Consider the following 26,052-nt stretch of genomic DNA (forward strand, 5'->3'; position numbering starts at 1 on the left):
ATTATGAGCATTTTCCTTGGCGTTAATATAGACCATATAGCTACATTAAGACAGGCCAGAGGTACAAAATATCCCAGCTTAGTTGATGCAGCGCTTATTTGTGAAAATTCTGGTGCTGATAGTATTACGCTTCACCTTAGAGAAGATAGGCGCCATATTCAAGATAACGATGTAATTGAGTTAAAGTCCAAGTTAAAAACAAAAATGAATTTAGAGATGGCAGCAACTGATGAAATGCTCAAAATTGCTTCTAATGTTCTGCCTGAAGACTGCTGCCTTGTCCCAGAGAAGAGGCAGGAGCTTACAACAGAAGGTGGTTTGGATGTTGCTTCACAAATAGTTAGAATGAAAGAGGTTTGTGCTCGTCTTAGTTCAAATAATATTAAAACATCCCTTTTCATTGATGCCGATAAAAGACAGATAGATGCTGCAGCTGAATGCTGTGTACCAATAATTGAAATTCATACGGGCCACTATGCAGATGCAGCCTCTAAAGAAGAGTCTGAATTTGAGCTCAAAAGAATATCTGAGGCCTGCGAATATGCTATAAGCCTTGGAATACAAGTTAATGCGGGGCATGGTTTAACACTTTTAAATACTCCTGCTGTAGCTAAAATCCCATCAATTGTTGAGCTAAATATTGGACACTCAATTATTTCAAGGGCACTATTCGTTGGTCTTGCTAACGCAACATCTGAAATGAAAGCTTTATTATTAGAAGCGAGAGCTATATGATTTATGGAATTGGAACTGATATAGTAAACATAGACAGAGTCCAAAAAATTATATTAAAAAATCGCGATGGCTTTATAAATAAAGTGCTAACCGAGCATGAAAAGGCTTTGTTTGCAAATAAGGCCGATAGCGCTGCTTTTCTTGCTAAACGTTTTGCTGCAAAAGAGGCATTTTCAAAGGCTTTAGGTACAGGAATTGGAAGGGTAGTTAGCTTTCAAGATTTAACTGTTCGAAATAATGAAAATGGAAAGCCTTATTTTTTACCTAGTGAAAAGCTAAGACTATATTTATTAGAGAAAGGTATTAAGCAAGGGCACCTAAGCATATCAGATGAAAGTAAAAATGCAGTCGCTTTTGTAGTCCTTGAAAAACTAGATTCTGAAGATCAAAGCTAGAAAAACTTAGTTCAGTTCTAAAAAGGAATATCATCCTCAAATTCATCTTGAGCAACCGGAGTAATACTTGGCGCTTGTTGAGTATTTTGAGCAGGCTGCGGCGTAGATTGGGGTTGTGATTGCATTGGAGAGCTCGAGTCATCACGACGATCAAGCATCTGCAAGGTTCCATTAAATCCACTTATCACAACTTCAGTCGTGTAACGGTCCTGCCCACTTTGATCTTGCCATTTTCTAGTTTGTAATTTACCCTCAACATAAACCTTAGAGCCTTTATCTAAATACTGGCCAGCTATTTCAGCAACTTTTCCAAATAAACTTACACGATGCCATTCAGTTCTTTCTTGTTTTTGGCCAGTATTTTTATCAGTCCAAGATTCACTAGTTGCAACTGATAAATTGCTTATTGCGTTTCCATTTGAAGCGTATTTAATTTCAGGTTTCGCACCTAGATTACCAACTAATATTACTTTATTTATTCCGGCCATGCTAACATTTACTCCTGTTAAGTTTTAGTTTTAAGTGGTGAAAAAAGAACCATAAACCACCAAATAATTGCTATAAATATGGTGAATAAGAATACACTATTTAAATCGTAAATGTCATAAATCAAACCGCCAATTGAACCACCAATAAACGTACCTAAAAACTGTGATGTTGAAAAAATACCCATAGCAAGGCCTCTTTTAGAGGCACTCGCAGTTTTAGACAACAAAGAAGGTAGAATTGCTTCAACAGTATTAAAAGCAACAAAGAAAATGGTTAGGGTAATTAGAAAAACTGAAAAATTTAAACTTGATATATAAAAAATAATTTGACTAATAATTAATAGAAAAATACTAAACAATAATATGTATTTTGTTTTTTTAAATTTTTCTGAGATAATTATAAGAGGTAGCATACCTATAAACGAAAATATTACTGCTGGAAGGTAAAGCTGCCAGTTATCAATCATACTGACTATTTGGTTTTCCATAATAAGTAATGGCATCACTATAAAGCCACTTGCAAGGATTAAATGCAGTGAAAATACGCTGAAATCTAAAGTAATTAACTCTCTACTTAAGGTTTCTTTAAGCGCTCCAAAAGAAAGCCGATAATAATTAATTGGATTGCTATGCTGAAGAGAAATCACTATCAGCATAGCAATAATTGAGAGAAGTCCAATAATCCAAAATAATCCTGAAAGACCAACCCTTGAGGTTATTATTGGCCCAATAATTAATGAAAGCATAAAAGCCACGCCAATTTGAAAGCCAACAAAAGCATTTGCTTTTGCTCGATTATCCTCAGATATAGAATCAGCTAAGAAAGCCATTAAAACTGCTGATATTGCCCCGCCTCCTTGCAATGCTCTGCCAATAACTATATATATAATGCTTGACGCATTAGCTGCAACAACACTACCTAACAAAAAGATTATAAGCCCAATGATTAGAATAGGTTTTCTTCCAAAGCGATCTGAAAGATAGCCAAAAGGTATTTGAAGTAAAGCCTGAGTGAGGCCATAAATTCCTATTGCAATTCCAATTAAGAAGGGAGTAGAGCTATCGTAATCACCAGCATAAACACTCATAACAGGAAAGAGCATAAATAATCCAAGCATTCTCACACCCATTATGAGTGACACCCTTAGAGTAATAAATCTTTCAGTATGATTCATTTATCCAACAAAAATTAGTTTAGCGAATAAGAAGGGGAGTAGCTAGGAAAGTTTGACTTAAGAATTACTCTTAAGTCATCAGCCAAGATCGGCGCATCAATTTCATCATAATTATAAGACATTAAGCTAAGAGCATCGGGAATAGAGGGAGAATTTGGATAGTTTTCAATAATATATTTACATCTATTTATCGATGCAATGTAGGCTTTATTATTAGTATAGTAAAGGCCAACAAAAAACTCGTGGCGAGCAAGAGTATTTTTAAGCCTTATTAATTTTGTTTTTGCCTCATCTGAGTACTTTGAACTTGGAAATCTATCTATCAATAAGATATAATAATTGTAAGCATCTTTAACACTTTTAACATCTCTTTGTGCACTATCTGTAATTATATTGTCAAGTATAGAAGACGATCTTTCTTCTTCAATAGCACCTCTCAAGTAATATGCATAGGGTGTCGAGTTAAGAGCAGGATATTTTTCAATAAATTCATCTGCTTGAACTAAAGCAAGATTATATTTTTTTTGCTTTAATAAATTATATGAAATATCTAGTCTAGCTTGAATTGCATATTTTGATCCAGGATATGCTGCAATTATTATTTCAAGCTGATCAATTGCTTGATCAACTGAACCAGCATTAAGTTTGAGTTCTGATAGTTTATATAACTCTTTAGGCGAAAGCCCATTAGATATGGAATTATTAACATTTTTATTGTCTCCAAAAGGAGAACAACTAGCTAGTAAAAATAAAGAAGTAAGCAATAGAATTGAGGACTTAATCATTACATTAGTTTAAAAGTTAACATGAAACAGTAAATTATACTTATGTGATATTTCTATGCAAAGCTTTATATAAAGAACTTCATGTTAATAACAACATGCTTATAATTATATAATCCTTATATTTTAATTATATTAATGACCTCATCTCTTTTTCAAAAGCATATTAAGATTGATGACTTATGCTTAGTATTGAACAGCTACTTGTCTCATAAGGAAGTAGAGTTAGTAAAACTTGCATACAGGGTCGCTAATAAAGCACATTCTGGTCAATTTAGAAAATCAGGTGAGCCTTATATTCATCACCCTCTATCTGTTGCCTTAATACTTGCTGATCTAAAGCTTGATTATTTTTGTATTGTTGCTGCAATTCTTCATGATTGCATCGAAGATACTTCGGTAACTAAAAATGATGTTCAAGTCCAATTTGGGGAGCAAGTAGCACATATTGTTGAAGGAGTATCAAAGCTGACTAGCTTAGAATTTACTTCAAGCTCACAAAAACAAGCTGAAAACTTTCAAAAATTAATATTGGCTATGTCTAAAGATATGCGAGTTATGGTTATTAAATTGGCAGATAGACTTCATAATATGCGCACTTTAGACTCAATGAGTGACGAAAAAAAAATACAAAAAGCAAAGGAAACTTTTGAGCTACATGCTCCAATTGCAAGACGACTTGGCCTTCATAGTATAAGGGTAGAACTAGATGATTTATGTTTTAAGACGCTCCACCCAAGAAAGCACCTAATAATTAAAAAGAAGATTAGTAAGCAATATGGAAATCAAAAGAAAACAATAAATCTCATTAAAAACGAAATTGAAAATAGGCTTAAGTTTGAAGGTATAAATGCAACAATTGAAGGACGTCAAAAACAACCTTCGAGTGTTTACAATAAAATGAAGTTTAAATCAAAAAAATTCTCCGAAGTTCTTGATATGCATGCCTTTAGAATTGTAGTAGAAAATACGAATACCTGCTATCAGACTCTAGGGCATATTCATAGTCTTTATAAGCCTATTCCACTTAAATTTAAAGATTATATTTCAGCTCCAAAACCAAATGGTTATCAGTCTATCCATACTGTGGTGCTTGGTCCCAGAAAAATGTTTATTGAAGTTCAAATTAGGTCTCAAGAGATGGAATTTATATCTGAATATGGAATCGCTGCACACTGGCACTATAAAAATACTGATAAGCCAACTGATAAATTAGCTCGAAATTGGATTGGATCTTTACTAGATATTCAACAAAATACTGATACTTCGGCTGACTTCTTAGAAAACACAAAGGCCGACTTATTTTTTGATGAGGTATTTGTGTTTACTCCAGCTGGCAAGATAATTCAGCTTCCTGTTAGAGCAACTGTTCTTGATTTTGCATATGCCGTTCATACTAACATTGGAAAAAGATCTCAAAAAGCCACTATTAATGGAACTGAAGTAGAGCTTTCAACAGAGCTTAAATCTGGACAAACGGTGGAAATAATTACAAGTCGCTTTGTTAAACCCAAGCCAAGCTGGCTAGATTTTGTTGTAACTTCAAAGGCCAAAACTGCAATAAAGGCACATCTCAAAGATAACTCAAAGACTGAGTTAGCTAAACTAGGAAAACTTTTGATTTCTGATGCACTTAATTATCAAAAAATTAAAATTAATGATGTTCCAAAAGATAAATGGGATAAATGTCTGAAAGAACTCCATTGTTTTGATTTTCAAGACTTATATATTAAAGTAGGATTGTCTGAAATATTTGTTGCTGTAGTTATCAATAAACTCCTTCAAGATATTAATAATGAAACAATTAATACAATTTCTATTAATAAAACAAAAGGAATGGCAATAAACTTTGCTCATTGTTGCTACCCCATTCCTGGAGATGAAGTTACAGGTGTTTTAACTTCACAAAAAGGGCTGGTTATGCACCGTTCAATCTGTTCAAATCTAGAGCATATTAAAGAAAAAAATGCTCAATGGATGGAAATTGAATGGAACTCGGATGAAGATGAAGTCTTTGAAGTTGCAATAAGTGCCCTAGTTGAAAATAGAAGTGGCCGTTTAGCTGCAATTGCTAACACCATAGCCAACCTAGGTGTTAATATTGAAAATATTGAGCAGCAAGAAAGTCAACACTCAACAAGGCTATTTCACATTGTTGTTGTTGTTAAAAATATCATTCAGCTAAATGACGTGCTAGAACAACTTAATAAGCTTCCACATCTTGTTTCAGCAGCAAGAGTTTAATTTTTATTAAAATAAATAAAACCAGCATTCGAATTGATTAAAATTACACCTTTATTAATTATTAATGCTATTACATAATGCTTTGCTGGACTGACTCACTTGAAATTGCTATTTCATTAGAAGAAGCTTCTCCTGATATAGATCCTAAAACTATCAATTTTGTTGATTTACGCCAACTTGTTATGGATCTTGAGGATTTTGAAGAAGGACAAAGTAAATGCGGTGAAAGGGTTCTTGAGGCCATACAAATGAACTGGATTGAGGAGAAAGAGTGAAATATTTAAAGTTTATTTTGTTATTCAACCTATTATTGTCATTTTCAGCTAATGCACTTTTAGAAGTAAATATTTTAAAATCTAAAGAAGCTGCTTTTCCCATAGTTATTGCCCCTTTTGAAATAATTGGTGACTCAAAAGAAAATGTAGACATCGCTAAAATTATTAGAGATAATTTAAATAGATCAGGCCAATTTAGCGCCTTAAGTACTGACGCATTGGTAACAAATCAAATTGATTTTAACTTTTGGAAAGAACATAAAAAAGATGCAGTTGTTTTTGGAAAAGTTGAGCAAATAAGCCCAAAGGTTTACAACATTTATATTTATATTTACGATGTCTTTTCTGAAAAAAGCTTATACCAAAAAAAGATTACTGTTAGTAACTCTGGCTTTAGAAGAATGGCTCATTTCCTAAGTGATAAGATTTATTATGTGCTTCTTGGACAAAAAGGCTCTTTTAACACTAGGCTGTCATATGTGACTGTGACTGATAATAATAGCGGTGGAAGAACATACAGGCTTCAAATATCCGACTCTGATGGAGAAAACCCTCAAACAATTGTTAGACAATCAAACCCAATTTTATCTCCAGCCTGGTCAAAAGATCAACAAAAACTTGCTTATGTCTCTTTTAAAAATAATAGGTCTGAAGTTTTTGTGATGACTCCGTTTTTAAAAACAATTCCAATTAAGTTGCCAAAATTTGATGGTATTGCATCCTCACCTACTTTCCACCCAAGCGGAGATAGTATTGCGCTAACAATTTCCAAACAAGGAAATAAAGATATATATTTATATAACTTTAAATCTAAGAGTCTTAAGAGGCTAACTAAAAACATATCAATTGATACAGAAGCTAGTTTTTCACCAGATGGTAATAGTATTGCGTTTACTTCTAACAGGACAGGCCAAGTTCAAGTTTATATAAAAGATCTTAATTCTGGCAAAATATCTCGAGCTACTTTTGAAGGTCGATACAATGCAAAACCAGTTTTTTCGCCTGATGGCAAAGATTTGGCACTCATTCACAGAGTTGATAAAGACTACAGGGTCGCCTTATTAGACATCAATTCTAGAGACTTAACTGTAATGACTCGAAACAAATCAGATGAATCTCCTTACTTTTCTCCAAACGGTGGAATGATTATTTTTTCAACTAATAGAGACAACAAGGGAATTTTGTCTATAATTTCACTTCACAACAACCAAATTGTTGAATTAATGCAAAAAACCGGCGAAGTAAGGGAACCTACTTGGTCAAATTATTCAAACTAAGGAAAAAAAAATGTCAAAAAAAATTCTACTTTTATCAAGTGTTATCTTTTTAAGTTCTTGTGGTGCTAATAGTATTTCTGAACTGGGCGATAAGTTTCTTGATTTAATTAACCCAAGTGATGCTGCAACTGAGCAAGCAGATCTTGGAGGTGATGCAACCCTAGTTGCAATCGATGAAGACGGCGGATTTACAATTGATGAGCTTGAACAATTGTCTAATGATGAGTTAATTGCAATTGCTAAAGAGAAGGGATTGGGAGATCTTATTGTTCTTGATGCAGATGGTAATCTTCAAAATAGAGATCAAATCATAAATGCTATTGTTGAAAGTGGAGACTTGCTTGACGGTAAGACGGCAGAACTTGAATCACTGTCTGATGATGCACTTATCGAAATGATCAATTCTAAGGGTCTGGGTGACTTAATTGTACTTGATGCAGATGGAAATTTAGCTAATAGAGATGAGCTTATACAGGCGTTAATGGATGATGCAGCAGCAATGTTAGCAATTATTGAAAATTTCAAAAATTCTAGTGACTCTTTTATTCTTTATTTTGATTATGACGATACTGAGATAGATGAAGTATCTACAAGAAAGATTATTGAGCATGCTAACTTTATGCAAGACAATCCTTCACTAAGCTTGAGATTAGAAGGTCATGCAGATGAGCGTGGAACCCGTGAATATAACCTAGCACTTGGTGAAAATCGAGCCTTAAGCGTAAAAGAGGTCTTAAGCCTTTACAACCTTGATGACAGAATTTTAGTTGTAAGCTATGGTGAAGAGTCTCCAATTCTAGTTGGAAGCAATGAAATGGCGTGGGAAGAGAACCGAAGAGTAGAATTCTCTTACTACTAGAGGTAAAGTTTTCTCAAAATCTTTTTTAAGTAAATAGTTTTTGTCGCTTGATGAAAAAGAATATTCTTATATTTATACTTTTCATAAACCCTATGTTATTTCAGCATGGGGTTTATGCTAACGAAGGCCTTGATTTAGACCTTGCAATCTTAAAAATCAACAAAGAAGTTAAATCCCTAAATAATGAAATCCTTTCATTAAAAGATGAGATTGAACTGATTAAAGAAGAGCAAAGAATCAGCTCTGCCAAGATTGCAGAACTTCTTCAAATCATTGAATTAAATCTCTCTAATACTAAACAAGAAAAAAAATCAACTAAAAAAATTCAGTCTAACAGCGCTGAAAAGCTTTATTCAGATGGGAAAAATGAATTTCTTCTTGGGAATTATGAGAAAGCAATTACTCTATTTATAAGCTTTGCAAAAAACTCTCCTAATTCATCAAATCTAAAAAATTCAAAGTTGTGGCTTGCAAGAGCTTATTTTGAAAGTGAGAAATATTTAAAAGCAAAAGATTCATTTTTAGATTATCAGTCTAACAATCAAGAACACTTAAAATTTGCAGACTCAATGTTTGAATTGGCAAGGGTCTTGGATAAACTAAATGAAGTAAGTGCGGCTAAGTTGTTGTTAATAGATATGATTAAGCAATATCCTATTCACCCTTTGATTGATAAAGCAAATCAATTACTTTTAGACCTTTAATTTAGTGGAAATATTAGAAATACAAAAAGTAGATTTAACTTCTTTTTGTTATCTCAATAAAGGCCGCTACCCTTTTTTACTTGAAAGCGTTAATCACAACGAAAACAACAGATACTCAATATTGTTTGCATTCCCTGGTGAGAATATTGTTCTTAAGGATTTTTCTGACTTTGATTTTTTAAAAGAACTTCAAGACAAAAGTAAATCAACTATGTTAGATTCTGACCTCCCCTTTATTGGAGGATGGTTTGTTTACCTATCATATGAGCTGATAGGTCAGATTGAGTCAACTTTAGCCTCTAAATTACATAAATCAAAACTACCAATAGCTTACGCAGTTCAAGTGCCATCAGCAATAATTGTAGACCACAAACTAGACAAAACTTTCATTATTGATCAAGATAATAACCAATCCCGTATTAATTCAATATTATCTGATATTAAGCTCCTTGATAAAACTCCAACACAAAGAATCAAAGGCAGTCAATCTGAAGAGGTTGAAAGTAAATTTATTGATGGCGTTAAAAGTAGCTTAGATTATATTATTGCAGGTGATGTCTTTCAGGTTAACCTGTCAAGAAAATGGCAATATCAACTAACAGAAACTACAGATTCAGCAATAATCTATAATGCTCTAAAAAAAGCTAATCCAGCGCCTTTTTCTGCTCTAATTCAATATGAAAATTTCAGCATAATCTCCTCTTCTCCAGAAAGGCTTTTTAGTGTGAATGACAAAACTCTTGAGACAAGACCTATTGCAGGTACTCATCCCAGGGGAAAGGGTGACTTAGATAAAACTCAAAAAGATAACCTAATAAATCATCCTAAAGAAATTGCTGAGCATGTAATGCTTCTTGATTTAGAGAGAAATGACATGGGAAGGGTGTGTGAGTATGGCAGCGTTTTTGTTAACGAAATAATGACTCTAGAGACCTATCCATTTGTTCATCATATTGTCTCTAATATAAAAGGAAAACTTCGTGATAATATTGGTATTAAAGGCATTGTTAGAGCTCTATTTCCAGGAGGAACTATTACAGGGTGTCCAAAGGTGCGCTGCATGGAGATCATTAATGAACTAGAGCAGATGCCGAGAGAGGCATATACAGGATCAGTTGGGTACATAAGCCAAAACGGCAAGATGGATTTCAACATCCTTATTCGTAGCTTCATCCACGAAGGAGATGCTTTAAGTTTTAGAGCAGGAGCTGGAATAGTATATGACTCAATACCTGAAAAAGAATTAGCTGAAACAAAACACAAGGCAGCAGGACTTTTAAAGGTTTTTGAGAATTAGAAAATTAGGGCTTAAACTTTGATGTCATTGGATACCTTCTTTCTTTACCAAATGCATTTCCACTTATCTTAGGTCCAGGAGCAGATTGACGCCTCTTGTATTCGTTTCTAAGGATCATAGAAGTAACTTTATTAACAAGCTCAAGACTATGCCCTTGCTCAGTAATTTGAGCTACAGAATGCTTTAATTCAACAAATCTCTTTAAAATATCGTCTAAAACATCATAAGAAGGCAGTGTATCTTGATCAACTTGATTAGGAGCCAACTCAGCAGAAGGAGGTCTTGTTATAACGCGATCAGGAATAACTGGAGAAATTGTGTTTCTATATCTAGAAAGCCTGTATACCATTGTTTTGGGAATATCTTTAAGTGGAGCAAAACCACCGCACATATCACCATATAAGGTCGCATAGCCAACTGCCATCTCTGATTTATTGCCAGTTGCAAGAACAATTTTATGATATTTGTTTGAAAGCGCCATTAGAAGCGTACCTCGAACACGAGATTGAATATTTTCTTCAGTCGAATCTGGAGAAGTATTTTCAAAAAAATCATTAAGAGAAAAATTAAAAGAATCAACCATCGAGTGAATATCAATATTTGAGAACTGTACTCCCTGAGCATGAGCCTGAAGTTCAGAGTCCTCAAGACTCATATCAGAAGTAAATTGGTAAGGCATCATCACTGCATGAACATTCTCAGGACCAATAGCATCAGCTGCAACTGCAAGAGTTAAAGCTGAATCAATACCACCAGACAGGCCAATTAAAGCTCCTCCAAAGGAATTTTTTTGAATATAATCTCTCGTTGCTAAAACAAGTGCAGAATATATTGACGCCTCCTCACTTAAAACTGAGGGCAAATAATTAGTACTATTATGAAGTAACGACATCTCTTTAAATGCTGGTAGCTGAAGAGTAAGCTCTCCAAGATTACTTATGACAAAAGAGTTACCATCAAAAACAACTTCATCTTGTCCTCCAACCATGTTCACGTAGATAAATGAAAGATCAAACTTCACCGCATAACGTTTGCAAATATCTATACGCTCATTTTGTTTATTTAATTGAAAGGGTGATGCATTAAGAGACACCACTACATCAACATTAGATTGACATAGCCTATCAATTGGACCGTCAATCCATTGATCTTCACAAATTAAAACGCCAACTTTAGTTTGCTGACATTCAAATATAAATGACTCGTCACCAGAAGCAAAGTAGCGCTTTTCATCAAAAACGCCATAGTTTGGTAATTCTTGCTTATTGTAAATATGAATTACTCGATTGTTTTGAATGCAAAAAGCGCTATTAAAAAGAGACTCATTTGATTGGCTTGGTGCACCAAATAGAATAGTTATAGCTGAAGGCACTAGATTGCATAAACTATTAATTTCTTCGTTAACTTGATTAATAAAACCCTCTCTAAATAAAAGATCTTCTGGAGGGTAGCCAGTAATTGCTAATTCTGGAAAAACAATTAAATGCGCTCCAATTTCATGAGCCTCATTAATCAAATCTAACATTCTTAAGGCATTTGCCTTAATATCTCCAACAATAGGGTTAAATTGAGCAATTTGGATTTTTATTGACTCCGATTCAGAAAATATCTTATTAAGCTGTTCCTGCCAAAATATAGCCTTCAAATTATTTCCAGTATTTATTGCATGTTCATACTTAGTATTTGCAACCACTTGAGATGGATCTAATTCAAGGATATTAGCAAATAACCAGGCGTGTGTCTCACTAAGAGCGGCCTTACCAGAACTATATTTACTAAGGTTAGATTGATTTATATCATACTCCTTAGCAATTTTATAATCAGAAAAACCAGTTTTCTCACGCACTAGAGCAAGGTATTCAGTTGTTTTTTTATTCACTATGATTCGTTAGTTAAAGTATATATTAGTTATTTTATACCACTACAGGTATAAAATAACTATAGTTCTTAAATAAAAGTATTAAAAACAAATGTATTTATTAACTAAAATGTACTTAAGCCATTGTTTTATATATAGAAATTAAAAATTATAAATTTACTACTTTAAAGTTATAATTATTGATTCAGAATCAATTTCATTAAATAATAAACCTTAAGATGGTCTATAAAAGTTGAATTAAATTCACTAATTTTTTAACAATATTTACACATATTGTTGAATTGAATTTTTTGAAATATCCCTATATCATTGGCCTTAGAGACGTAAATTGATTTTAAAAATAACTAGCATTGTGATGCTTAGTAGTGATAAAATTCTTTAATCCTCACGCAATTGTGATGGATTGTTATACTTTGAAACTCATTAAGGAGATATATATGAAACAATTACTAAAATTGACTGCTGCTTCGTTGTTGGTTGTTGGTGCACTTGGTGTACAAGCTTCTACATTAAGTGACGTTCAAGCTAAAGGCCACGTTTCTTGTGGCGTATCTAAAGGTCTTGCGGGATTCTCTTCAGCTGACTCTTCAGGTACTTGGACAGGTGTTGACGTTGATGTTTGTCGTGCTGTTGCTGCTGCAACGCTTGGCGATGCAACTAAAGTTAAATTTGTACCACTAACTGCCAAAGAAAGATTCACTGCACTTCAGTCTGGTGAGATCGATATGTTGTCTAGAAACACTACTTGGACAATTACTCGTGACGCTTCACTAGGTCTTAACTTTGCTGGTGTTAACTACTATGATGGACAAGGCTTTATGGTTAAGTCTTCTCTAGGTGTTTCTAGTGCTATGGAATTAAGTGGAGCTGCAATTTGTATTCAAGCAGGTACTACTACTGAATTAAACTTAGCTGACTGGGGTAAAGCAAACGGTATCGATTACAACTCTGTTGTTTCTGACACGAATGCACAAACTCTAACTAACTACGACTCTGGTCGTTGTGACGTTCTAACAACTGACGCATCTGGATTATATTCAATGCGTGCTGGTGCGAACGATCCTTCTGAGCACGTTGTACTTCCAGAAATCATCTCTAAAGAGCCTTTAGGCCCTGTTGTTCGTCAAGGTGACGATCAGTGGTTTAACATCGTAAGATGGTCTCTTAACGCTATGATCACTGCTGAAGAGATTGGTGTTACTAGTGCTACTGTTGATATGGTTTCAAATAACCCTGAGCGTGAGCGCTTAATGGGTCGTTCTGGAAGCACTCATGAGTACGTTGGTTTGACTCCAGACTGGACTTACCAGATCATTAAGCAAGTAGGTAACTACTCTGAAAGCTTTGAGCGCAACATTGGTGTTGACACTCCAATTGGTATTGCTCGTGGTGTTAATGCACTATGGTCACAAGGTGGTATCCTTTACTCACCTCCATTTAGATAAGCAATTATCTAGATAGAACTTAAGCCAGCCTGCTATACTTTAGCAGGCTGGTTTTTTTTTACTTTTTTTCTTAATTCAAAGCTCGTTTTTTAGTAAAATTTCTCAATTAATATTTGTTGCTCTATATGAAAAAACTTATTCTCGACTCCCTTGGTAAATCTAAACACAGAGGGTCAAACTTCCGTGACTTACTTTATAACAATGAGGTAAGAGCTTTTTTCTTCCAGGTAATTACATTTGTTTTAGTAGTGGGGCTCTTTTATACGGCAATAGGAAACCTCTTTCAAAATATTGAAGCGAGAGGAATACAAACAGGGTTTTCTTTTCTTAATAATAGGGCAGGTTTTGATATCTTGCCTTTCCTTGGTAATATTGTAGTTGACTACACCCCAGAATCTTCAAATTTAACTGTTTTTTATGTAGGACTTGTAAATACCCTAGTTGTTGCCTTTATTGGCATAATTCTATCTACACTAATTGGGCTGCTAATTGGTATTGCAAGGCTTTCTAATAACTATCTAATTGCAAAACTTGCGGGGGGCTATATTGAGCTCTTTAGAAATATACCCATTCTGTTACAAATTCTTTTTTGGTACAACCTATTTATTAATGTTTTTCCTCATCCTAAACAAAGCTTGGCATTTTTTGATATTGCCTTCCTTAATCAGCGAGGTTTATACCTTCCAAAACCAATTGCCGAAGATGGCTTTATATTTGTTGCCTTAGCATTCATTATTGGAATCATTGCTGCTTATCTTATTAAAAAATTTTATAAGAAGAGACATGAGCTTACAGGAACACATACCAGTACTTGGATGTACACTCTTGGTTTGATAGTCGGCTTACCGGTAATGGTTTACTTTTTAGTTGGCTCACCACTTCAATTTGATTATGCAGTTCTAGGAAAATTTAATCTGAAAGGTGGCATGGCTGTTGTTCCAGAATTTTTAGCATTAACTTTTGCATTGAGCGTCTACACTGCAACTTATATTGCTGAAGCAATAAGATCTGGAATAGAGGCAGTTGATAAAGGCCAAAAGGAGGCTGCTGCTGCAATAGGTTTGTCGCCAGTTCAGTCTCTTAAGCTGATTGTTTTGCCGCAAGCATTAAGAGTGGCAATTCCACCCACCATCAATCAATACCTAAATTTAACAAAGAACTCTTCATTAGCCACAGTAATTGGCTACCCAGAATTAATGAGTACATTTGGAGGTACCGTCCTAAACCAGGTTGGTCAAGCAGTTGAAATTTTAGCTATGGCGATGTTGGTTTATCTAGTAATCTCACTGTTTATTTCTTTATTGCTTAATTATGTCAATAAAAAAATGGAAATCCAAGGAAGATAATTATGTCAGTATTTGATCAGCAATCAACCAGGAAGCCACCAATTACTCAAATTGGGGCAGTTTTATGGCTCAGGACTAACCTTTTCTCATCTTGGATTAATAGCGCCCTTACACTTGCCTCACTCTATTTGCTGTATATCATGATTCCTCCCTTACTGGATTGGATGATATTTAATGCAAGCTTTAGCTTTGGCACTGTAAATCTTTTTGGTTTTGATATCAAGTTTAGTGAAGCCATGGCGACAAATCAGAATTGTGGTCGTGAAGGTGCATGCTGGCCATATATCTATGAAAAGTTATATATGTATACCTATGGCTTCTATCCTCGTACAGAGACCTGGAGACCTAATATTGTATTTGGATTAACAGCGCTTCTTTTTGTTATCGTGCCATTGGTAAAGCACTATAAGCATAAGAATAGAGTTACATTATCACTAATTATTCTATACCCTCTAGTTTCTTACGTATTAATTGCAGGTGGCTTTGGGATTCTAATGCCAGTTTCAACTGACCAATGGGGTGGACTCTTGCTAACTCTTATTATTGCATCAGTTGGCATTATTGTTTCATTTCCAATAGGAGTGCTACTTGCACTTGGAAGGCAGTCAAACCTTAAAGTAATTAAGTTATTTTCCACGCTATTTATTGAGTTTATAAGAGCTGTTCCCTTAATCACAATTCTCTTCATGGCCTCTTTTGTGCTTCCATTATTCTTAGAGTCAGGAAATTATTTTGATAAACTCTTAAGAGCCCTTATAGGTATTGCTCTATTCCAAGCTGCATATTTTGCAGAGGTTGTTAGAGGAGGGCTGCAAGCAATCCCAAGAGGGCAGTATGAGGCGGCTGATGCAATAGGACTAAGTTACTTCCAAAAAAATGTATTAATAATCTTGCCACAAGCACTTAAAATTTCTATTCCTAATATAGTAGGATCTTCAATATCACTATTTAAAGATACAACACTAGTTCTGATAATAGGGCTATTTGATATGCTGGCAATGGTTAACCTAACAAGTAATGACCCTTATTGGCTTGGAAGGGAAACTGAAGGCTTTGTCTTCGTTACAATTGTTATGTGGGCTATACTATATACAATGTCACGCTATTCAAGAAAACTAGAGTTACGCTTCAATACTGAAAATACAAATTAAAAAGGCTAATAAAGATGAGCATTGATAAAAAAAACATAATAGAAATATCAAAATTGAATAAGTGGTATGGCGATTTCCATGCGCTAAAAAATATTGATTTAGATGTAAAAGAAGGTGAAATAATAGTGGTATGCGGCCCATCAGGTAGTGGTAAGTCAACGCTAATAAGATGTGTTAACTTTCTTGAAAAGTTTCAAGAAGGAAGCATCCTAGTCTCAGGCACTGAACTTACTGATGATGCGCAAAAAATTAGAAAAATTAGAAGTGAAGTGGCAATGGTATTTCAGCACTTCAATCTATTTCCACACTTAACAATCGTAGATAATTTAACACTTGCGCCAATATGGGTCCACAATGAAACAAAGCAAGAGGCGAGAGATAAAGCGCTTAAGTTACTGGATAGGGTAGGGATAAGGGACCAAGCTGAGAAGTATCCAAATCAACTTAGTGGTGGACAGCAACAGCGTGTTGCTATTGCAAGGTCTTTATGCACTTCACCAAAAATAATGCTATTTGATGAGCCAACATCGGCTCTGGATCCTGAGATGATCTCTGAAGTCTTAGACGTAATGGTTGAACTAGCTAAAGAGGGTATTACAATGATCTGTGTAACCCATGAAATGGGCTTTGCACGCAAAGTTGCAAATAGAATTATTTTTATGGATGATGGTCAAATAGTTGAAGAAAACGATCCTGAGAACTTCTTTAATCATGCGGAATCTGATAGATTACAGCTATTTCTGGATCAAATACTAACTCATTGATATTAGACTTTGAAGGGACAATTAACAGTTTTAATGAGTCTTAATTAAGAATAAAACAATATGCGCGCAACCTTCTAGTTATATAATTCGACTAAGAAGAATATTAATTAACTAACTTACTAATTGATAAATGTTTGGTTTCCTAAAAAAAGAACAATCGCCCAAGACGTCAGAAATTACACAATCTGTGGACTGGACCAAGGATATAAAGAGAAGTAAAAAAATTGGTGAGGAGGTTGAACAATTATCATTTTTGTATAGCTCTGAAAGCAATAATGAGGATAAAGGGACTAAGAAGGGACTAAGTAGGGACCATCTTCAAATTCTAAAAAAATGTAAAATAGAAAGCAGTGCGTTAGAGCTGATGAAGATTTTAAAGAGATCAAATAAATCAAAGTTTAAAATAGCAATCATTAACCCACTTCTTGATCAAAACTTCTTAGAGCTAACAATTCCAGATAGTCCTAAAAGCCCAAGTCAAAAATATAGACTTACAGGTAAGTTTGTTAAAAAAAGAATAAAAGAATAATGTATTTTCAACCTTTCAAGTAGTCTGGTTACTTAATTTACTACATTTTTAAGCCCTGCTCCCATATCTTCTATAATTTAGACTTTCACTATTTTTCTTGAGAAGTTGTTGCATAAGTAATAGATATGCAGTATATGGGCAAATTTCGAGTCCATTATGTAACTCATTGATTTTTATACGTTTAGTCAAGTATTTTTCGTTATTTAGTCATTTTTGCTATCTTTAGCCCCTATTAACTTCGTATAATTTATATTATGTTAAATAACTTATCTATAACTAATATTAAACATAAATTACCCTGAATAGAGTTACTGTGGATAATAACAGCCTTAGTCCCCCTGCTATTTCAGATTTTTTTCACATTTTTTTCTTGGTCCCTTTATCTTCAATATGTCAGTAAACAAAAGAAATTATTCGCTTTTAGGATTACTCGTGCTAATGTGGGGTTCGTCATTTCTTTTAATTGATCGCTCACTTTTATTTTTTTCTCCTGAACAAGTTGTTGGCTATAGATTATTTATTGGTGCGATTACTATGATGTTAGTTGCTTTTTTTTATGGAAAGAAATTTCCAAGATCTATCACGCCTTGGCTTCATTTTATTGTTTATGCTGTAATTGGTAATATTTTGCCTTACCTTCTAATTGCTACTGGACAAGTAACAATTACTTCTGGGATGGCTGGATTGTTGATGGCTATTATGCCGCTAGTTACACTTGTTTTAGCGCATTTCTTTCTTCCCAACGACAAACTAAATAGATACAAGGTATTTGGATTTGTTATTGGGATATCTGGTGTGTTATTTATATTAAGCCCTTCTCTTAGAGATGGCTCTAATACGTTTATTGGAATATTACTAGTATTATCTGCTGCATGTGCTTATGGAGTTAACACTATTATTGCTTCACGATTGCCCTCTTATGATCCTATTGTATCTAGTGCATGTGTATTATTAATTGCCAGCATGCTCTCATTTTTCATATGGCCAGGTGTATTTTTTATTGATTTTTCTGGTGTTCCATTATTAAGTGGGGCCAGTCTTATTCTTCTTGGAATTCTTCCCACTGGTCTTGCAGCTCTCGTTTATTTCATTATTATCAACTCTGCTGGTGCAACATTTCTTTCTAATATTAACTATTTAATCCCTGTTGTTGCTTTTTTCCTTGGAGCATTACTACTTGGTGAGGATATTCTTTTAAGTAATTTATTGGCATTAGTTCTAATTATCTCTGGAATTTTTGTATCAAGATTTAAATCTTAATATTTATTTTTTTGATTATTTAATAGCATAATTTCTTCTTTTCTTTCAATTGCTTAGCTCTTTTTTGTCCTAAATCTATTTAATAATCTTATATCTATATTATTTATATTCTATATTTAGTGTATATTTATCTCCGTAAGCACTAAATGTAGTGCATCTTTCAGGAGTAGGGTTTGAGTCAAGAAATACAGGCTGTAAAAGACAATACAGTGGATCAAGAAATATTAGTTACTAAAAGAGATGGTTCAAAAGAGTCAATTGACCTTGAAAAAATCCACCGCGTTGTTCATTGGGCATCTCAAGACCTTGATAATATTTCTGTTTCACAAGTTGAAATCAATGCTCAATTAGCTTTTTTTGATGGTATCCGCACTGAAGATATCCATGAAACAATTATTAAATCTGCAGCAGACTTAATCTCTACTGATGTTCCTGATTATCAATATTTAGCTGCTCGATTAGCAATTTTTCATTTGAGAAAAAAAGCTTACAAATCTTTTACACCTCCCTCTTTAATTGATCATGTAAAAAAACTTACTAAATTAGGTATATACGATAAAGATATTCTTGATAAATATAACGCATCAGAATTTGAAGAGTTTAATAATTATATTGATCATTGGCGTGATATGAAGTTTTCTTATGCTGCTGTTAAGCAATTAGAAGGTAAATATTTAGTTCAAAATCGGGTGACTGGTGATATTCATGAATCACCGCAAATGTTATACATGCTTGTTGGAATGTGCTTATTCCAGGAGTATAAAGCTAAAGCAAGAATTGATATTGTAAAGCGCTTTTATGATGCTTCATCTAACTTTAAAATTTCTCTTCCTACGCCGATTATGGCTGGTGTTAGAACTCCAACGCGTCAATTTTCATCTTGCGTTTTAATTGAAACTGATGATGATTTAGACTCAATTAGTGCTGCATCTGGTGCAATTGTTAAGTACGTTTCTCAGCGCGCTGGAATTGGAATAAATGCTGGAAAAATTAGAGCTATTGGAAGCCCAATTAGAGGTGGGGAGGCAACTCATACTGGATGTATACCTTTCTTTAAACACTTCCATACTGCTGTTAAATCATGCTCCCAAGGTGGTGTTAGAGGTGGTGCTGCAACCTTATTTTATCCACTATGGCACCTTGAAGTTGAAAGCTTATTAGTGCTTAAAAATAACACTGGTACCGATGAAAATAGAATTAGGCATCTTGATTATGGTGTTCAATTTAATGGATTAATGTATGAGCGCTTTTTAAAAGACTCTGATATCACACTATTCTCACCAAATGATGTTCCTGGTTTATATGACTCTTTTTTTGCTGACCAGAAAAAATTTAAAAAACTATATGAGAAATACGAGAGTGATGACTTAATCCGAAAAGAGACCATTAAAGCGCGTGACTTATTTGCAATGTTCATGAAAGAAAGGGCAAATACTGGTCGCATTTACCTTCAAAATGTTGATCATTGTAATACTCATGGTGCTTTTAACCCAGAGTATGCTCCAATCAGACAATCGAACCTTTGTATGGAGATCACGCTTCCAACGAAACCCCTGTTTTCAGTCCAAGATGAAAAAGGTGAGGTTGCACTTTGTACTCTTTCTGCAGTTAATCTAGGTGCGTTAGATAGCCTTGATGAGCTTGAAGACATTACTGAAATTATTGTTCGCTCTTTAGATTCATTGCTAGATTATCAGGACTATCCTCTCAAATCAGCTGAGATTGCTAGTAACAACCGACGTACACTTGGTATTGGTGTGACAAATTTAGCGTATTACTTGGCTAAAAATGATGCCAAATATTCAGATGGCTCAGGAAATGACTTGATTCATAAGACCTTTGAAGCACTACAATACTATTCTTTAAAAGCTTCAAATAAGCTTGCAGAAGAACTTGGTCCCTGCCCTCTTTTTTCTGAAACTCAATACGCAAAAGGTATAATGCCCATTGATAGTTACAAAAAAGATATTGATGCATTTTGCTCCACAAAGCTAGAGCTAGATTGGGATACACTTAGAAAAAATATTAAATCTAAAGGTCTAAGAAACTCAACTCTAACAGCATTAATGCCTTGTGAAAGTTCATCTCAAATCTCGAATTCAACGAATGGAATTGAGCCACCTAGAGGCTTTATATCAGTAAAACAATCAAAAGATGGAATATTAAAACAAGTTGTTCCTGAATATGAAAAACTTCATAAAAAATATGAGCTTCTTTGGGATATAAAGGATAACGAAGGTTATCTTCAGTTGTGTGCGATTATGCAAAAATTTGTGGATCAATCAATCTCAACAAATACTCATTATGACCCTTCTCAATTCGAAGGTAGTAGAGTTCCTATGAAGTTATTTTTAATGGACTTGCTTAAAGCTTATAAGTATGGAATTAAAACGCTTTATTATCATACGACAAGAGATGGCTCTGGTGATGACCAAAATAACACTAAACAGGGAGATGATGATTGTGAAGATGGTGTTTGCAAACTCTAAAATATAATTATGTCTTATAGTATTTTTAATCAAGAAATAAATGACACCTTAAAAGAGCCAATGTTCTTTGGGGATTCTGTTAATGTCGCCCGATTTGATCAACAAAAATTTGAAATATTTGAAAAGCTAACTGAAAAACAACTTTCTTTCTTTTGGCGCCCTGAAGAAATAGATGTTTCAAAGGATAAAATTGACTTTAGTAAGTTATTGCCCAATGAAAAACACATTTTTATTTCCAATCTTCAGTACCAAATCTTGCTAGATTCGGTTCAAGGACGCTCACCTAACATAGCTTTCTTGCCAATTGTTTCACTGCCCGAGCTAGAGAATTGGATTGAAACCTGGGCATTCTCTGAAACGATTCATTCTCGCTCTTACACCCATATTATTAGAGCAATTATGAATGAACCTGGTGTTGTTTTTGATGAAATAATGAAGACAGACGAAATTATCCAAAGAGCAACCAGTGTCTCTAAGTACTATGATAAGTTAATTAAGCACACTCAAGCTTACTTGCTTCATGGTGAGGGTGAGCATCTAATTAATGGCGAGTCAATTAATATCAATTTATACTCACTCAAACGCCTAGTTTATTTAACTATTATGTCAGTTAATATTTTAGAAGCGATTCGTTTTTATGTAAGTTTTGCGTGCTCTTTTGCTTTTGCAGAAAGAAAGGTAATGGAGGGTAATGCAAAAATTATTAAACTAATTGCACGCGATGAAGCGCTTCATCTTACCGGAACTCAGCATATGTTAAATTTAATGCGTGACGGTAAAGATGATCCAGATATGCAAGCAATTGCTATTGAGTGCGAAGCAGAAGTCATTGAGATGTTTAAAGATGGCGCAAACCAAGAAAAAGAGTGGGCAGAATATTTATTTCGTGATGGTTCAATGATTGGTCTTAATGCCGAAATCCTTAAACAATATCTTGAATATATTACTAATAATCGTATGGCAGCATTAAATATGCAGCCTATCTTTGAGCAAACAACGAACCCCCTTCCATGGCTCAACCATTGGTTAGATTCAGACAATGTTCAAGTTGCTCCTCAAGAAACTGAAATTACCTCATATTTGGTTAGTGCTATTGATAACACAATTGATGCAGAAGATCAAGATTTTGATGATTTTAAGCTCTAAATGTTGCCCATTAAATGTTTAAAATTGATGTTGATAATATAAATGGAAAAACAGAATCACTCTATGTATATGGTGATGAATCAATATTAACTGAGCTTGAAACTAACAACGTTTTAATAAATTTTAATTGCAGACAAGGTCACTGTGGAAGCTGCATATTAAGACTTGTGAAAGGTGATGTCATCCATAAAGACTGCCTTGTTCCATTATCCCCAGGAGAAATCCTTGCATGTCGATCAAGGCCAATAACTGATATAAAAATTACCTCTAAATCTTAACTTTCTTTAAGATAACCAGTGACGTCCTCATAATTGCCTCGAAAAATGATTCTTTGTTTTTTCTGTTCAATTTGATAGTTATACATTGGGTCATAGTAATCAACTAAAAGCGACTCAATAAGAGGTAAATAGTCATTTAAATCTTCATTTTTTTGATGATTCATTAGCGCTAAATTTAATTGCTTCAAAAGAATTTTATATCTATCTCCACCTAATCTTTTTTGAATTTTGGAGAGAGAATTTAGCCAATAAGTTGAATACAGCTCAAAACCAAAATCACCATGTAAATCTCTAAATTTTTTAGCCATATCAATAACATAAGATTTTAAACTAATACTTAATCTCTCTTCAAGGCTAGCATTTAAGATAATAATATCAGACTGGCGTGCTTTAATTTTTATAGCATCTGGCATGTGTATCATGCCAATATTATTACCCTCATCCTCTATTAAAAATACATTATAAATTTCCTTCTTGATTAACTCTACAGTTAGCTGGTTTTCAAAGTCAATTTGTCTGGGTTGGGGAGTTACGTCATTACCAAAAGCAGAGCCTCTATGATTCGCAAATCCTTCAAGATCTATACTGTTATCAAACTCATTTAATAACAATGTTTTACCGCAACCCGTTTGGCCTCCTAAAACTAAGAGCTTCTTTTCATTTATAATTCGGCTCATCTCATTAATAAGAAATGACCTGATCGCTTTATAGCCTCCTTCTATTCGAGGAAATGAAATTCCTGATTGTTCATAAATCCACTCTTGAGCAATTTTAGAGCGCAATCCCCCTCTAAAACAAAAAAGTGCACCAGTTGGATGTTTATTGGCAAAATCAAGCCAATTGCCTATTCTTTGCTCTTTTAATGACCCTTTTACAAGCTCATGACCCAACTTAATTGCAGACTCCTGGCCTTTATCTTTATAGCAAATACCAATTTGATGCCTTTCTTCATTAGTCATCAGAGGAAGATTTAAAGCGCCTGGAAAAGATCCCTCAGCAAATTCAATGGGGGCTCTGATGTCGAGTAAGGGCATGTTATCTTTAAAAATTTGCGAAAAATTATTAATTTCTTCGAGGTTGCTCATCTTAAGAAAATAGATTCAGAATTATCACTAGTTTTAATAATTTTTCCTATTGGATTAAGATTTATACTGTTAGAAGTTAGTAGCTTATTAAACTCTGACATGGCTTCTTTTGAAACAGTAATCAATAGGCCTCCACTGGTTTGTGGGTCACAAATAATTGATTTCTCTAAATCAGAGAGTTTACAAATAGACTCACCATAACTATCAAAGTTTCTCTCAGTGCCTCCTGGCACACATCCTTTATCAATATATTTTAAAATATTTGGTAATAATGGTAATTTATCAAAATATATTTCTGCAGAAACGCTACTGCCTCTACAAACCTCTAGCAAATGCCCTGCTAAACCAAAACCAGTAACATCAGTCACTGCATTAACACCTGAAATTTTAGCTACTTTAGAGCCAATATCATTTAGTGCACACATTTGCTTTACAGCCATAATGTGATCATCTGAGCTTACTACTTTCTTTTTTTGCGCCGTTGATAAAACTCCAATTCCTAGAGGTTTTGTTAAAAAAATAGTATCGCCAACTTCTGCACTTGTATTTTTTTTAAGCTTATCAATATCAACAATTCCAGAAACAGAGAGGCCAAATATTGGTTCTGGTGAGTCAATACTATGACCACCTGCCAATGTAATCCCCGCGCGGCTACAAATTTCACGGCCACCTTCTATGACCCTTGCGCCAACATCTGCAGAGAGTTTATTAATAGGCCAGCCAAATATTGCTATTGCCATTAGTGGCCTACCACCCATTGCATAGACATCACTTAAAGCATTACTTCCAGCAATCATCCCAAAGTCAAAAGGATCATCTACAATTGGCATAAAAAAGTCTGTGGTACTAATAAGCGCCCTTCCATCACCTAAGTCATAGACTGCAGCATCATCACTCGACTCATTACCTACTAATAAGCCTGGATCTACAAAGCTACTAATATTTGTACCTATAATTTCTTTAAGAAGCTTAGGTGAAATTTTACAGCCACAACCAGCGCCATGACTGAATTCAGTAAGCCTAACTGAAGATGAATTAGTTTTCATATTTGTTTGATTAAAGAATATTTTGAATCTAACTTTTTATAAAGATCAGACGGCGTAATTGATGGATTTGAATCCATAATTTCAAATGCAACAACATTATCTTCAACACCATCCCAATTTTTTATATATGAACCATCTTTGTAGCCATTTTGCTGCCTAAAAGTATTCAGTTGATTTTTAACAACATAACGCTTATATAAATTCTCAATATCAATATCTAAATGGGAAATTATTGTAAAAAATAAGTCGGTGATCTTACGGATATTATTAGTCTCTGACTGAATACTTGAAGCCACAGATAAGCTCAACATTTCTTCTAAAGAGTCAACCAAAATTTCAACATCAAAACTACCCTTAGGCTCAAGCATTAAAAATTTATTTGCATATTCTTGATCACTAATACGTATAGATTCAGACATTACAAAATGCCAAATATCAACTAACTCGACTCTAATATTGTCCCAGTCTGGCTGGTCATCAATATTTTTCCAGTGCTTCCAATTAAAAGAGTCAATTGCCTCTGCTACCTCCATATAAATCCCTCGATACCATGAAATTTCTCTATTCTCTCGAGTAACCCCAGTTAGCCATACCTCACCATTTGTCTCATCATTTAATTGCTTTTGAAGGATAAACATTTGTTCAATTTGATTCATAATTTTTGCTGTATTAAGAAATAAATAAATTATAGATAGTTAATTATTAATAATTTGGAATAAGTCCCTAATATCTATCAACTGAAGGGTCAATTTCTCTGGACCATGCATCAATTCCACCTTGAAGATTTACTAGAGATTGAAAGTCTTTCGAAATCAGAAAGTTTGCAACCTGCATTGATCTCATTCCATGATGACAATAAACTGCAATAGTGTCATCAGGATTAAGGTCAGAAAATGACTCAGCAATAGTACTCATGGGGCAGTGAATTGCTCCCTCAATCTTGCACAAATCCAACTCCCATTTTTCTCTAACATCAATAAGAACAGCGTCATTATTACTCAGATAATTTTGAAATTCTTTGGGATTTAAGTCATCTATCATTTCAAGCCTCTTGTTATTTTTAATATTAGAATTATATTTTATTCTTAACAATTAAGTACGAGTAACTTTAATGGGTAAAATTTCATTTGTGAGTAAAAATAATGATGATATTTTTAAATTCCCCTGTGACTACCCTATTAAGATTTTTGGGTTAAATCAGCCTGACCTAAAGCAAACTATTTGCGCTATAGTTGAAAGCCATATTGGACGGCTTCATGATAATCAAATTACTACCAAAAAAAGCTCTAAGGGTAAATATGTTTCAATAACTATTAGAATTATTGCAACAAGTAGAAAACAACTTGATGCTATCAATAATGAATTGCAAGCTTCCCCTTTAGTTTCCTATCTTTTATAAAATC

26 protein-coding genes are annotated in these 26,052 nt (G+C 34.1%); 18 read left to right on the plus strand and 8 right to left on the minus strand.

The features are described 5' to 3' along the window. Positions 1-3 precede the first annotated feature (3 nt). Both pdxJ and acpS read left to right on the plus strand, forming a co-directional pair. A complete protein-coding gene (gene pdxJ / locus ABXT49_RS04665; RefSeq protein WP_416650730.1) occupies positions 4-735 on the plus strand; it encodes a pyridoxine 5'-phosphate synthase in 732 nt (243 codons plus the stop codon). Continuing rightward, positions 732-1,130 carry a holo-ACP synthase gene (gene acpS / locus ABXT49_RS04670; protein WP_416650732.1) on the plus strand — a complete coding sequence of 133 codons (399 nt, stop codon included), beginning with the start codon at positions 732-734 and terminating at the stop codon, positions 1,128-1,130. The genes pdxJ and acpS overlap by 4 nt, the downstream gene beginning before the upstream one ends. Positions 1,131-1,147: 17 nt before the next feature. On the opposite strand, the gene ssb is transcribed toward acpS, so the two are convergent. Genes ssb through ABXT49_RS04685 form a run of 3 tightly spaced genes read right to left on the minus strand, consistent with a single transcriptional unit; the run spans position 1,148 to position 3,578 of the window. Further along, complete coding sequence (ssb, locus tag ABXT49_RS04675) at positions 1,148-1,618, minus strand: single-stranded DNA-binding protein (protein WP_416650734.1); 471 nt, start codon at positions 1,616-1,618, stop codon at positions 1,148-1,150. A 17-nt stretch (positions 1,619-1,635) separates the two neighbouring features. After that, positions 1,636-2,793: an MFS transporter gene (locus ABXT49_RS04680; RefSeq protein WP_416650736.1), complete on the minus strand. Its 1,158-nt coding sequence runs from the start codon at positions 2,791-2,793 to the stop codon at positions 1,636-1,638. Positions 2,794-2,807: 14 nt separating this feature from the next. Continuing rightward, positions 2,808-3,578 (minus strand): outer membrane protein assembly factor BamD, encoded by a 771-nt coding sequence (locus ABXT49_RS04685; protein ID WP_416650738.1) that lies wholly within the window; start codon positions 3,576-3,578, stop codon positions 2,808-2,810. Between the two features lie 135 nt (positions 3,579-3,713). On the opposite strand from ABXT49_RS04685, the gene ABXT49_RS04690 reads away from it, so the two are divergent. From ABXT49_RS04690 to ABXT49_RS04715, 6 genes are all read left to right on the plus strand, one after another. Continuing rightward, positions 3,714-5,819: a RelA/SpoT family protein gene (locus tag ABXT49_RS04690; protein WP_416650740.1), complete on the plus strand. Its 2,106-nt coding sequence runs from the start codon at positions 3,714-3,716 to the stop codon at positions 5,817-5,819. A gap of 77 nt (positions 5,820-5,896) precedes the next feature. Beyond that, on the plus strand, positions 5,897-6,094 hold the full coding sequence (gene iscX, locus ABXT49_RS04695) for a Fe-S cluster assembly protein IscX (RefSeq protein ID WP_416650742.1): 198 nt from the start codon (positions 5,897-5,899) through the stop codon (positions 6,092-6,094). Further along, positions 6,091-7,371 (plus strand): Tol-Pal system beta propeller repeat protein TolB, encoded by a 1,281-nt coding sequence (gene tolB / locus ABXT49_RS04700; protein WP_416650744.1) that lies wholly within the window; start codon positions 6,091-6,093, stop codon positions 7,369-7,371. Before iscX ends, tolB begins: the two co-directional genes overlap by 4 nt. Positions 7,372-7,381: 10 nt before the next feature. Then, positions 7,382-8,230: an OmpA family protein gene (locus ABXT49_RS04705; RefSeq protein ID WP_416650746.1), complete on the plus strand. Its 849-nt coding sequence runs from the start codon at positions 7,382-7,384 to the stop codon at positions 8,228-8,230. A gap of 92 nt (positions 8,231-8,322) precedes the next feature. Further along, the gene (locus ABXT49_RS04710) at positions 8,323-8,934 is read left to right on the plus strand and encodes a tetratricopeptide repeat protein (protein ID WP_416650748.1); all 612 of its coding nucleotides are present in this window, start codon (positions 8,323-8,325) and stop codon (positions 8,932-8,934) included. A gap of 4 nt (positions 8,935-8,938) precedes the next feature. Further along, positions 8,939-10,231, plus strand: coding sequence for an aminodeoxychorismate synthase component I (locus tag ABXT49_RS04715; protein WP_416650750.1), 1,293 nt, complete (start codon positions 8,939-8,941; stop codon positions 10,229-10,231). Positions 10,232-10,235: 4 nt separating this feature from the next. Here ABXT49_RS04715 and ABXT49_RS04720 read toward each other — a convergent pair whose 3' ends face one another. Beyond that, positions 10,236-11,840 (minus strand): NAD+ synthase, encoded by a 1,605-nt coding sequence (locus ABXT49_RS04720; protein ID WP_416653528.1) that lies wholly within the window; start codon positions 11,838-11,840, stop codon positions 10,236-10,238. A 707-nt stretch (positions 11,841-12,547) separates the two neighbouring features. Between ABXT49_RS04720 and ABXT49_RS04725 the strand changes: the two genes are divergently transcribed. The 9 genes from ABXT49_RS04725 to ABXT49_RS04765 all read left to right on the plus strand — a co-directional run bounded on the left by ABXT49_RS04725 (position 12,548) and on the right by ABXT49_RS04765 (position 22,518). Next, on the plus strand, positions 12,548-13,555 hold the full coding sequence (locus ABXT49_RS04725; RefSeq protein WP_416650752.1) for an amino acid ABC transporter substrate-binding protein: 1,008 nt from the start codon (positions 12,548-12,550) through the stop codon (positions 13,553-13,555). A gap of 125 nt (positions 13,556-13,680) precedes the next feature. Continuing rightward, entirely contained in the window at positions 13,681-14,901 is a 1,221-nt protein-coding gene (locus ABXT49_RS04730) for an amino acid ABC transporter permease (protein ID WP_416650754.1), read from the plus strand. A gap of 2 nt (positions 14,902-14,903) precedes the next feature. Further along, positions 14,904-16,052: an amino acid ABC transporter permease gene (locus ABXT49_RS04735; RefSeq protein ID WP_416650756.1), complete on the plus strand. Its 1,149-nt coding sequence runs from the start codon at positions 14,904-14,906 to the stop codon at positions 16,050-16,052. Between the two features lie 14 nt (positions 16,053-16,066). Then, positions 16,067-16,816, plus strand: a complete 750-nt coding sequence (locus ABXT49_RS04740; protein WP_416650758.1) for an amino acid ABC transporter ATP-binding protein — start codon at positions 16,067-16,069, stop codon at positions 16,814-16,816. 130 nt (positions 16,817-16,946) lie between these two features. Further along, positions 16,947-17,345 carry a Fic family protein gene (locus ABXT49_RS04745; RefSeq protein ID WP_416650760.1) on the plus strand — a complete coding sequence of 133 codons (399 nt, stop codon included), beginning with the start codon at positions 16,947-16,949 and terminating at the stop codon, positions 17,343-17,345. A 390-nt stretch (positions 17,346-17,735) separates the two neighbouring features. After that, positions 17,736-18,605, plus strand: a complete 870-nt coding sequence (locus tag ABXT49_RS04750) for a DMT family transporter (protein WP_416650762.1) — start codon at positions 17,736-17,738, stop codon at positions 18,603-18,605. A 209-nt stretch (positions 18,606-18,814) separates the two neighbouring features. Beyond that, positions 18,815-21,094: a class 1a ribonucleoside-diphosphate reductase subunit alpha gene (gene nrdA / locus ABXT49_RS04755; RefSeq protein WP_416653529.1), complete on the plus strand. Its 2,280-nt coding sequence runs from the start codon at positions 18,815-18,817 to the stop codon at positions 21,092-21,094. Between the two features lie 9 nt (positions 21,095-21,103). Next, positions 21,104-22,240: a class Ia ribonucleoside-diphosphate reductase subunit beta gene (nrdB, locus tag ABXT49_RS04760; RefSeq protein ID WP_416650764.1), complete on the plus strand. Its 1,137-nt coding sequence runs from the start codon at positions 21,104-21,106 to the stop codon at positions 22,238-22,240. A gap of 14 nt (positions 22,241-22,254) precedes the next feature. After that, positions 22,255-22,518 carry a 2Fe-2S iron-sulfur cluster-binding protein gene (locus tag ABXT49_RS04765; protein WP_416650766.1) on the plus strand — a complete coding sequence of 88 codons (264 nt, stop codon included), beginning with the start codon at positions 22,255-22,257 and terminating at the stop codon, positions 22,516-22,518. Here the strand turns inward: ABXT49_RS04765 and mnmH are convergent. The 4 genes from mnmH to ABXT49_RS04785 all read right to left on the minus strand — a co-directional run bounded on the left by mnmH (position 22,515) and on the right by ABXT49_RS04785 (position 25,690). Next, entirely contained in the window at positions 22,515-23,603 is a 1,089-nt protein-coding gene (gene mnmH, locus ABXT49_RS04770) for a tRNA 2-selenouridine(34) synthase MnmH (protein WP_416650768.1), read from the minus strand. The genes ABXT49_RS04765 and mnmH overlap by 4 nt on opposite strands. Then, positions 23,600-24,649, minus strand: a complete 1,050-nt coding sequence (gene selD / locus ABXT49_RS04775) for a selenide, water dikinase SelD (protein ID WP_416650770.1) — start codon at positions 24,647-24,649, stop codon at positions 23,600-23,602. The genes mnmH and selD overlap by 4 nt, the downstream gene beginning before the upstream one ends. Continuing rightward, positions 24,646-25,305: a dUTP diphosphatase gene (locus ABXT49_RS04780; protein ID WP_416650772.1), complete on the minus strand. Its 660-nt coding sequence runs from the start codon at positions 25,303-25,305 to the stop codon at positions 24,646-24,648. The genes selD and ABXT49_RS04780 overlap by 4 nt, the downstream gene beginning before the upstream one ends. Positions 25,306-25,372: 67 nt before the next feature. After that, positions 25,373-25,690: a rhodanese-like domain-containing protein gene (locus ABXT49_RS04785; RefSeq protein ID WP_416650774.1), complete on the minus strand. Its 318-nt coding sequence runs from the start codon at positions 25,688-25,690 to the stop codon at positions 25,373-25,375. Positions 25,691-25,760: 70 nt separating this feature from the next. Here ABXT49_RS04785 and ABXT49_RS04790 point away from each other — a divergent pair, with 70 nt between their 5' ends. After that, the gene (locus ABXT49_RS04790; protein ID WP_416650776.1) at positions 25,761-26,048 is read left to right on the plus strand and encodes a YbeD family protein; all 288 of its coding nucleotides are present in this window, start codon (positions 25,761-25,763) and stop codon (positions 26,046-26,048) included. Positions 26,049-26,052 lie beyond the last annotated feature (4 nt).

It is taken from the genome of Candidatus Pseudothioglobus sp. Uisw_086 (assembly GCF_048085745.1).
Taxonomy (GTDB): domain Bacteria; phylum Pseudomonadota; class Gammaproteobacteria; order PS1; family Pseudothioglobaceae; genus Pseudothioglobus.

Excerpts from the sequence above, each read along its gene's own strand:
- pdxJ (WP_416650730.1), top strand. The coding sequence starts at position 4 with ATGAGCATTTTCCTTGGCGTTAATATAGACCATATAGCTACATTAAGA.
- acpS (WP_416650732.1), top strand. The coding sequence starts at position 732 with ATGATTTATGGAATTGGAACTGATATAGTAAACATAGACAGAGTCCAA.
- ssb (WP_416650734.1), bottom strand. The coding sequence starts at position 1,618 with ATGGCCGGAATAAATAAAGTAATATTAGTTGGTAATCTAGGTGCGAAA.
- ABXT49_RS04680 (WP_416650736.1), bottom strand. The coding sequence starts at position 2,793 with ATGAATCATACTGAAAGATTTATTACTCTAAGGGTGTCACTCATAATG.
- ABXT49_RS04685 (WP_416650738.1), bottom strand. The coding sequence starts at position 3,578 with ATGATTAAGTCCTCAATTCTATTGCTTACTTCTTTATTTTTACTAGCT.
- ABXT49_RS04690 (WP_416650740.1), top strand. The coding sequence starts at position 3,714 with ATGACCTCATCTCTTTTTCAAAAGCATATTAAGATTGATGACTTATGC.
- iscX (WP_416650742.1), top strand. The coding sequence starts at position 5,897 with ATGCTTTGCTGGACTGACTCACTTGAAATTGCTATTTCATTAGAAGAA.
- ABXT49_RS04705 (WP_416650746.1), top strand. The coding sequence starts at position 7,382 with ATGTCAAAAAAAATTCTACTTTTATCAAGTGTTATCTTTTTAAGTTCT.
- ABXT49_RS04710 (WP_416650748.1), top strand. The coding sequence starts at position 8,323 with ATGTTATTTCAGCATGGGGTTTATGCTAACGAAGGCCTTGATTTAGAC.
- ABXT49_RS04725 (WP_416650752.1), top strand. The coding sequence starts at position 12,548 with ATGAAACAATTACTAAAATTGACTGCTGCTTCGTTGTTGGTTGTTGGT.
- ABXT49_RS04730 (WP_416650754.1), top strand. The coding sequence starts at position 13,681 with ATGAAAAAACTTATTCTCGACTCCCTTGGTAAATCTAAACACAGAGGG.
- ABXT49_RS04735 (WP_416650756.1), top strand. The coding sequence starts at position 14,904 with ATGTCAGTATTTGATCAGCAATCAACCAGGAAGCCACCAATTACTCAA.
- ABXT49_RS04740 (WP_416650758.1), top strand. The coding sequence starts at position 16,067 with ATGAGCATTGATAAAAAAAACATAATAGAAATATCAAAATTGAATAAG.
- ABXT49_RS04745 (WP_416650760.1), top strand. The coding sequence starts at position 16,947 with ATGTTTGGTTTCCTAAAAAAAGAACAATCGCCCAAGACGTCAGAAATT.
- ABXT49_RS04750 (WP_416650762.1), top strand. The coding sequence starts at position 17,736 with ATGTCAGTAAACAAAAGAAATTATTCGCTTTTAGGATTACTCGTGCTA.
- nrdB (WP_416650764.1), top strand. The coding sequence starts at position 21,104 with ATGTCTTATAGTATTTTTAATCAAGAAATAAATGACACCTTAAAAGAG.
- ABXT49_RS04765 (WP_416650766.1), top strand. The coding sequence starts at position 22,255 with ATGTTTAAAATTGATGTTGATAATATAAATGGAAAAACAGAATCACTC.
- mnmH (WP_416650768.1), bottom strand. The coding sequence starts at position 23,603 with ATGAGCAACCTCGAAGAAATTAATAATTTTTCGCAAATTTTTAAAGAT.
- selD (WP_416650770.1), bottom strand. The coding sequence starts at position 24,649 with ATGAAAACTAATTCATCTTCAGTTAGGCTTACTGAATTCAGTCATGGC.
- ABXT49_RS04780 (WP_416650772.1), bottom strand. The coding sequence starts at position 25,305 with ATGAATCAAATTGAACAAATGTTTATCCTTCAAAAGCAATTAAATGAT.
- ABXT49_RS04785 (WP_416650774.1), bottom strand. The coding sequence starts at position 25,690 with ATGATAGATGACTTAAATCCCAAAGAATTTCAAAATTATCTGAGTAAT.
- ABXT49_RS04790 (WP_416650776.1), top strand. The coding sequence starts at position 25,761 with ATGGGTAAAATTTCATTTGTGAGTAAAAATAATGATGATATTTTTAAA.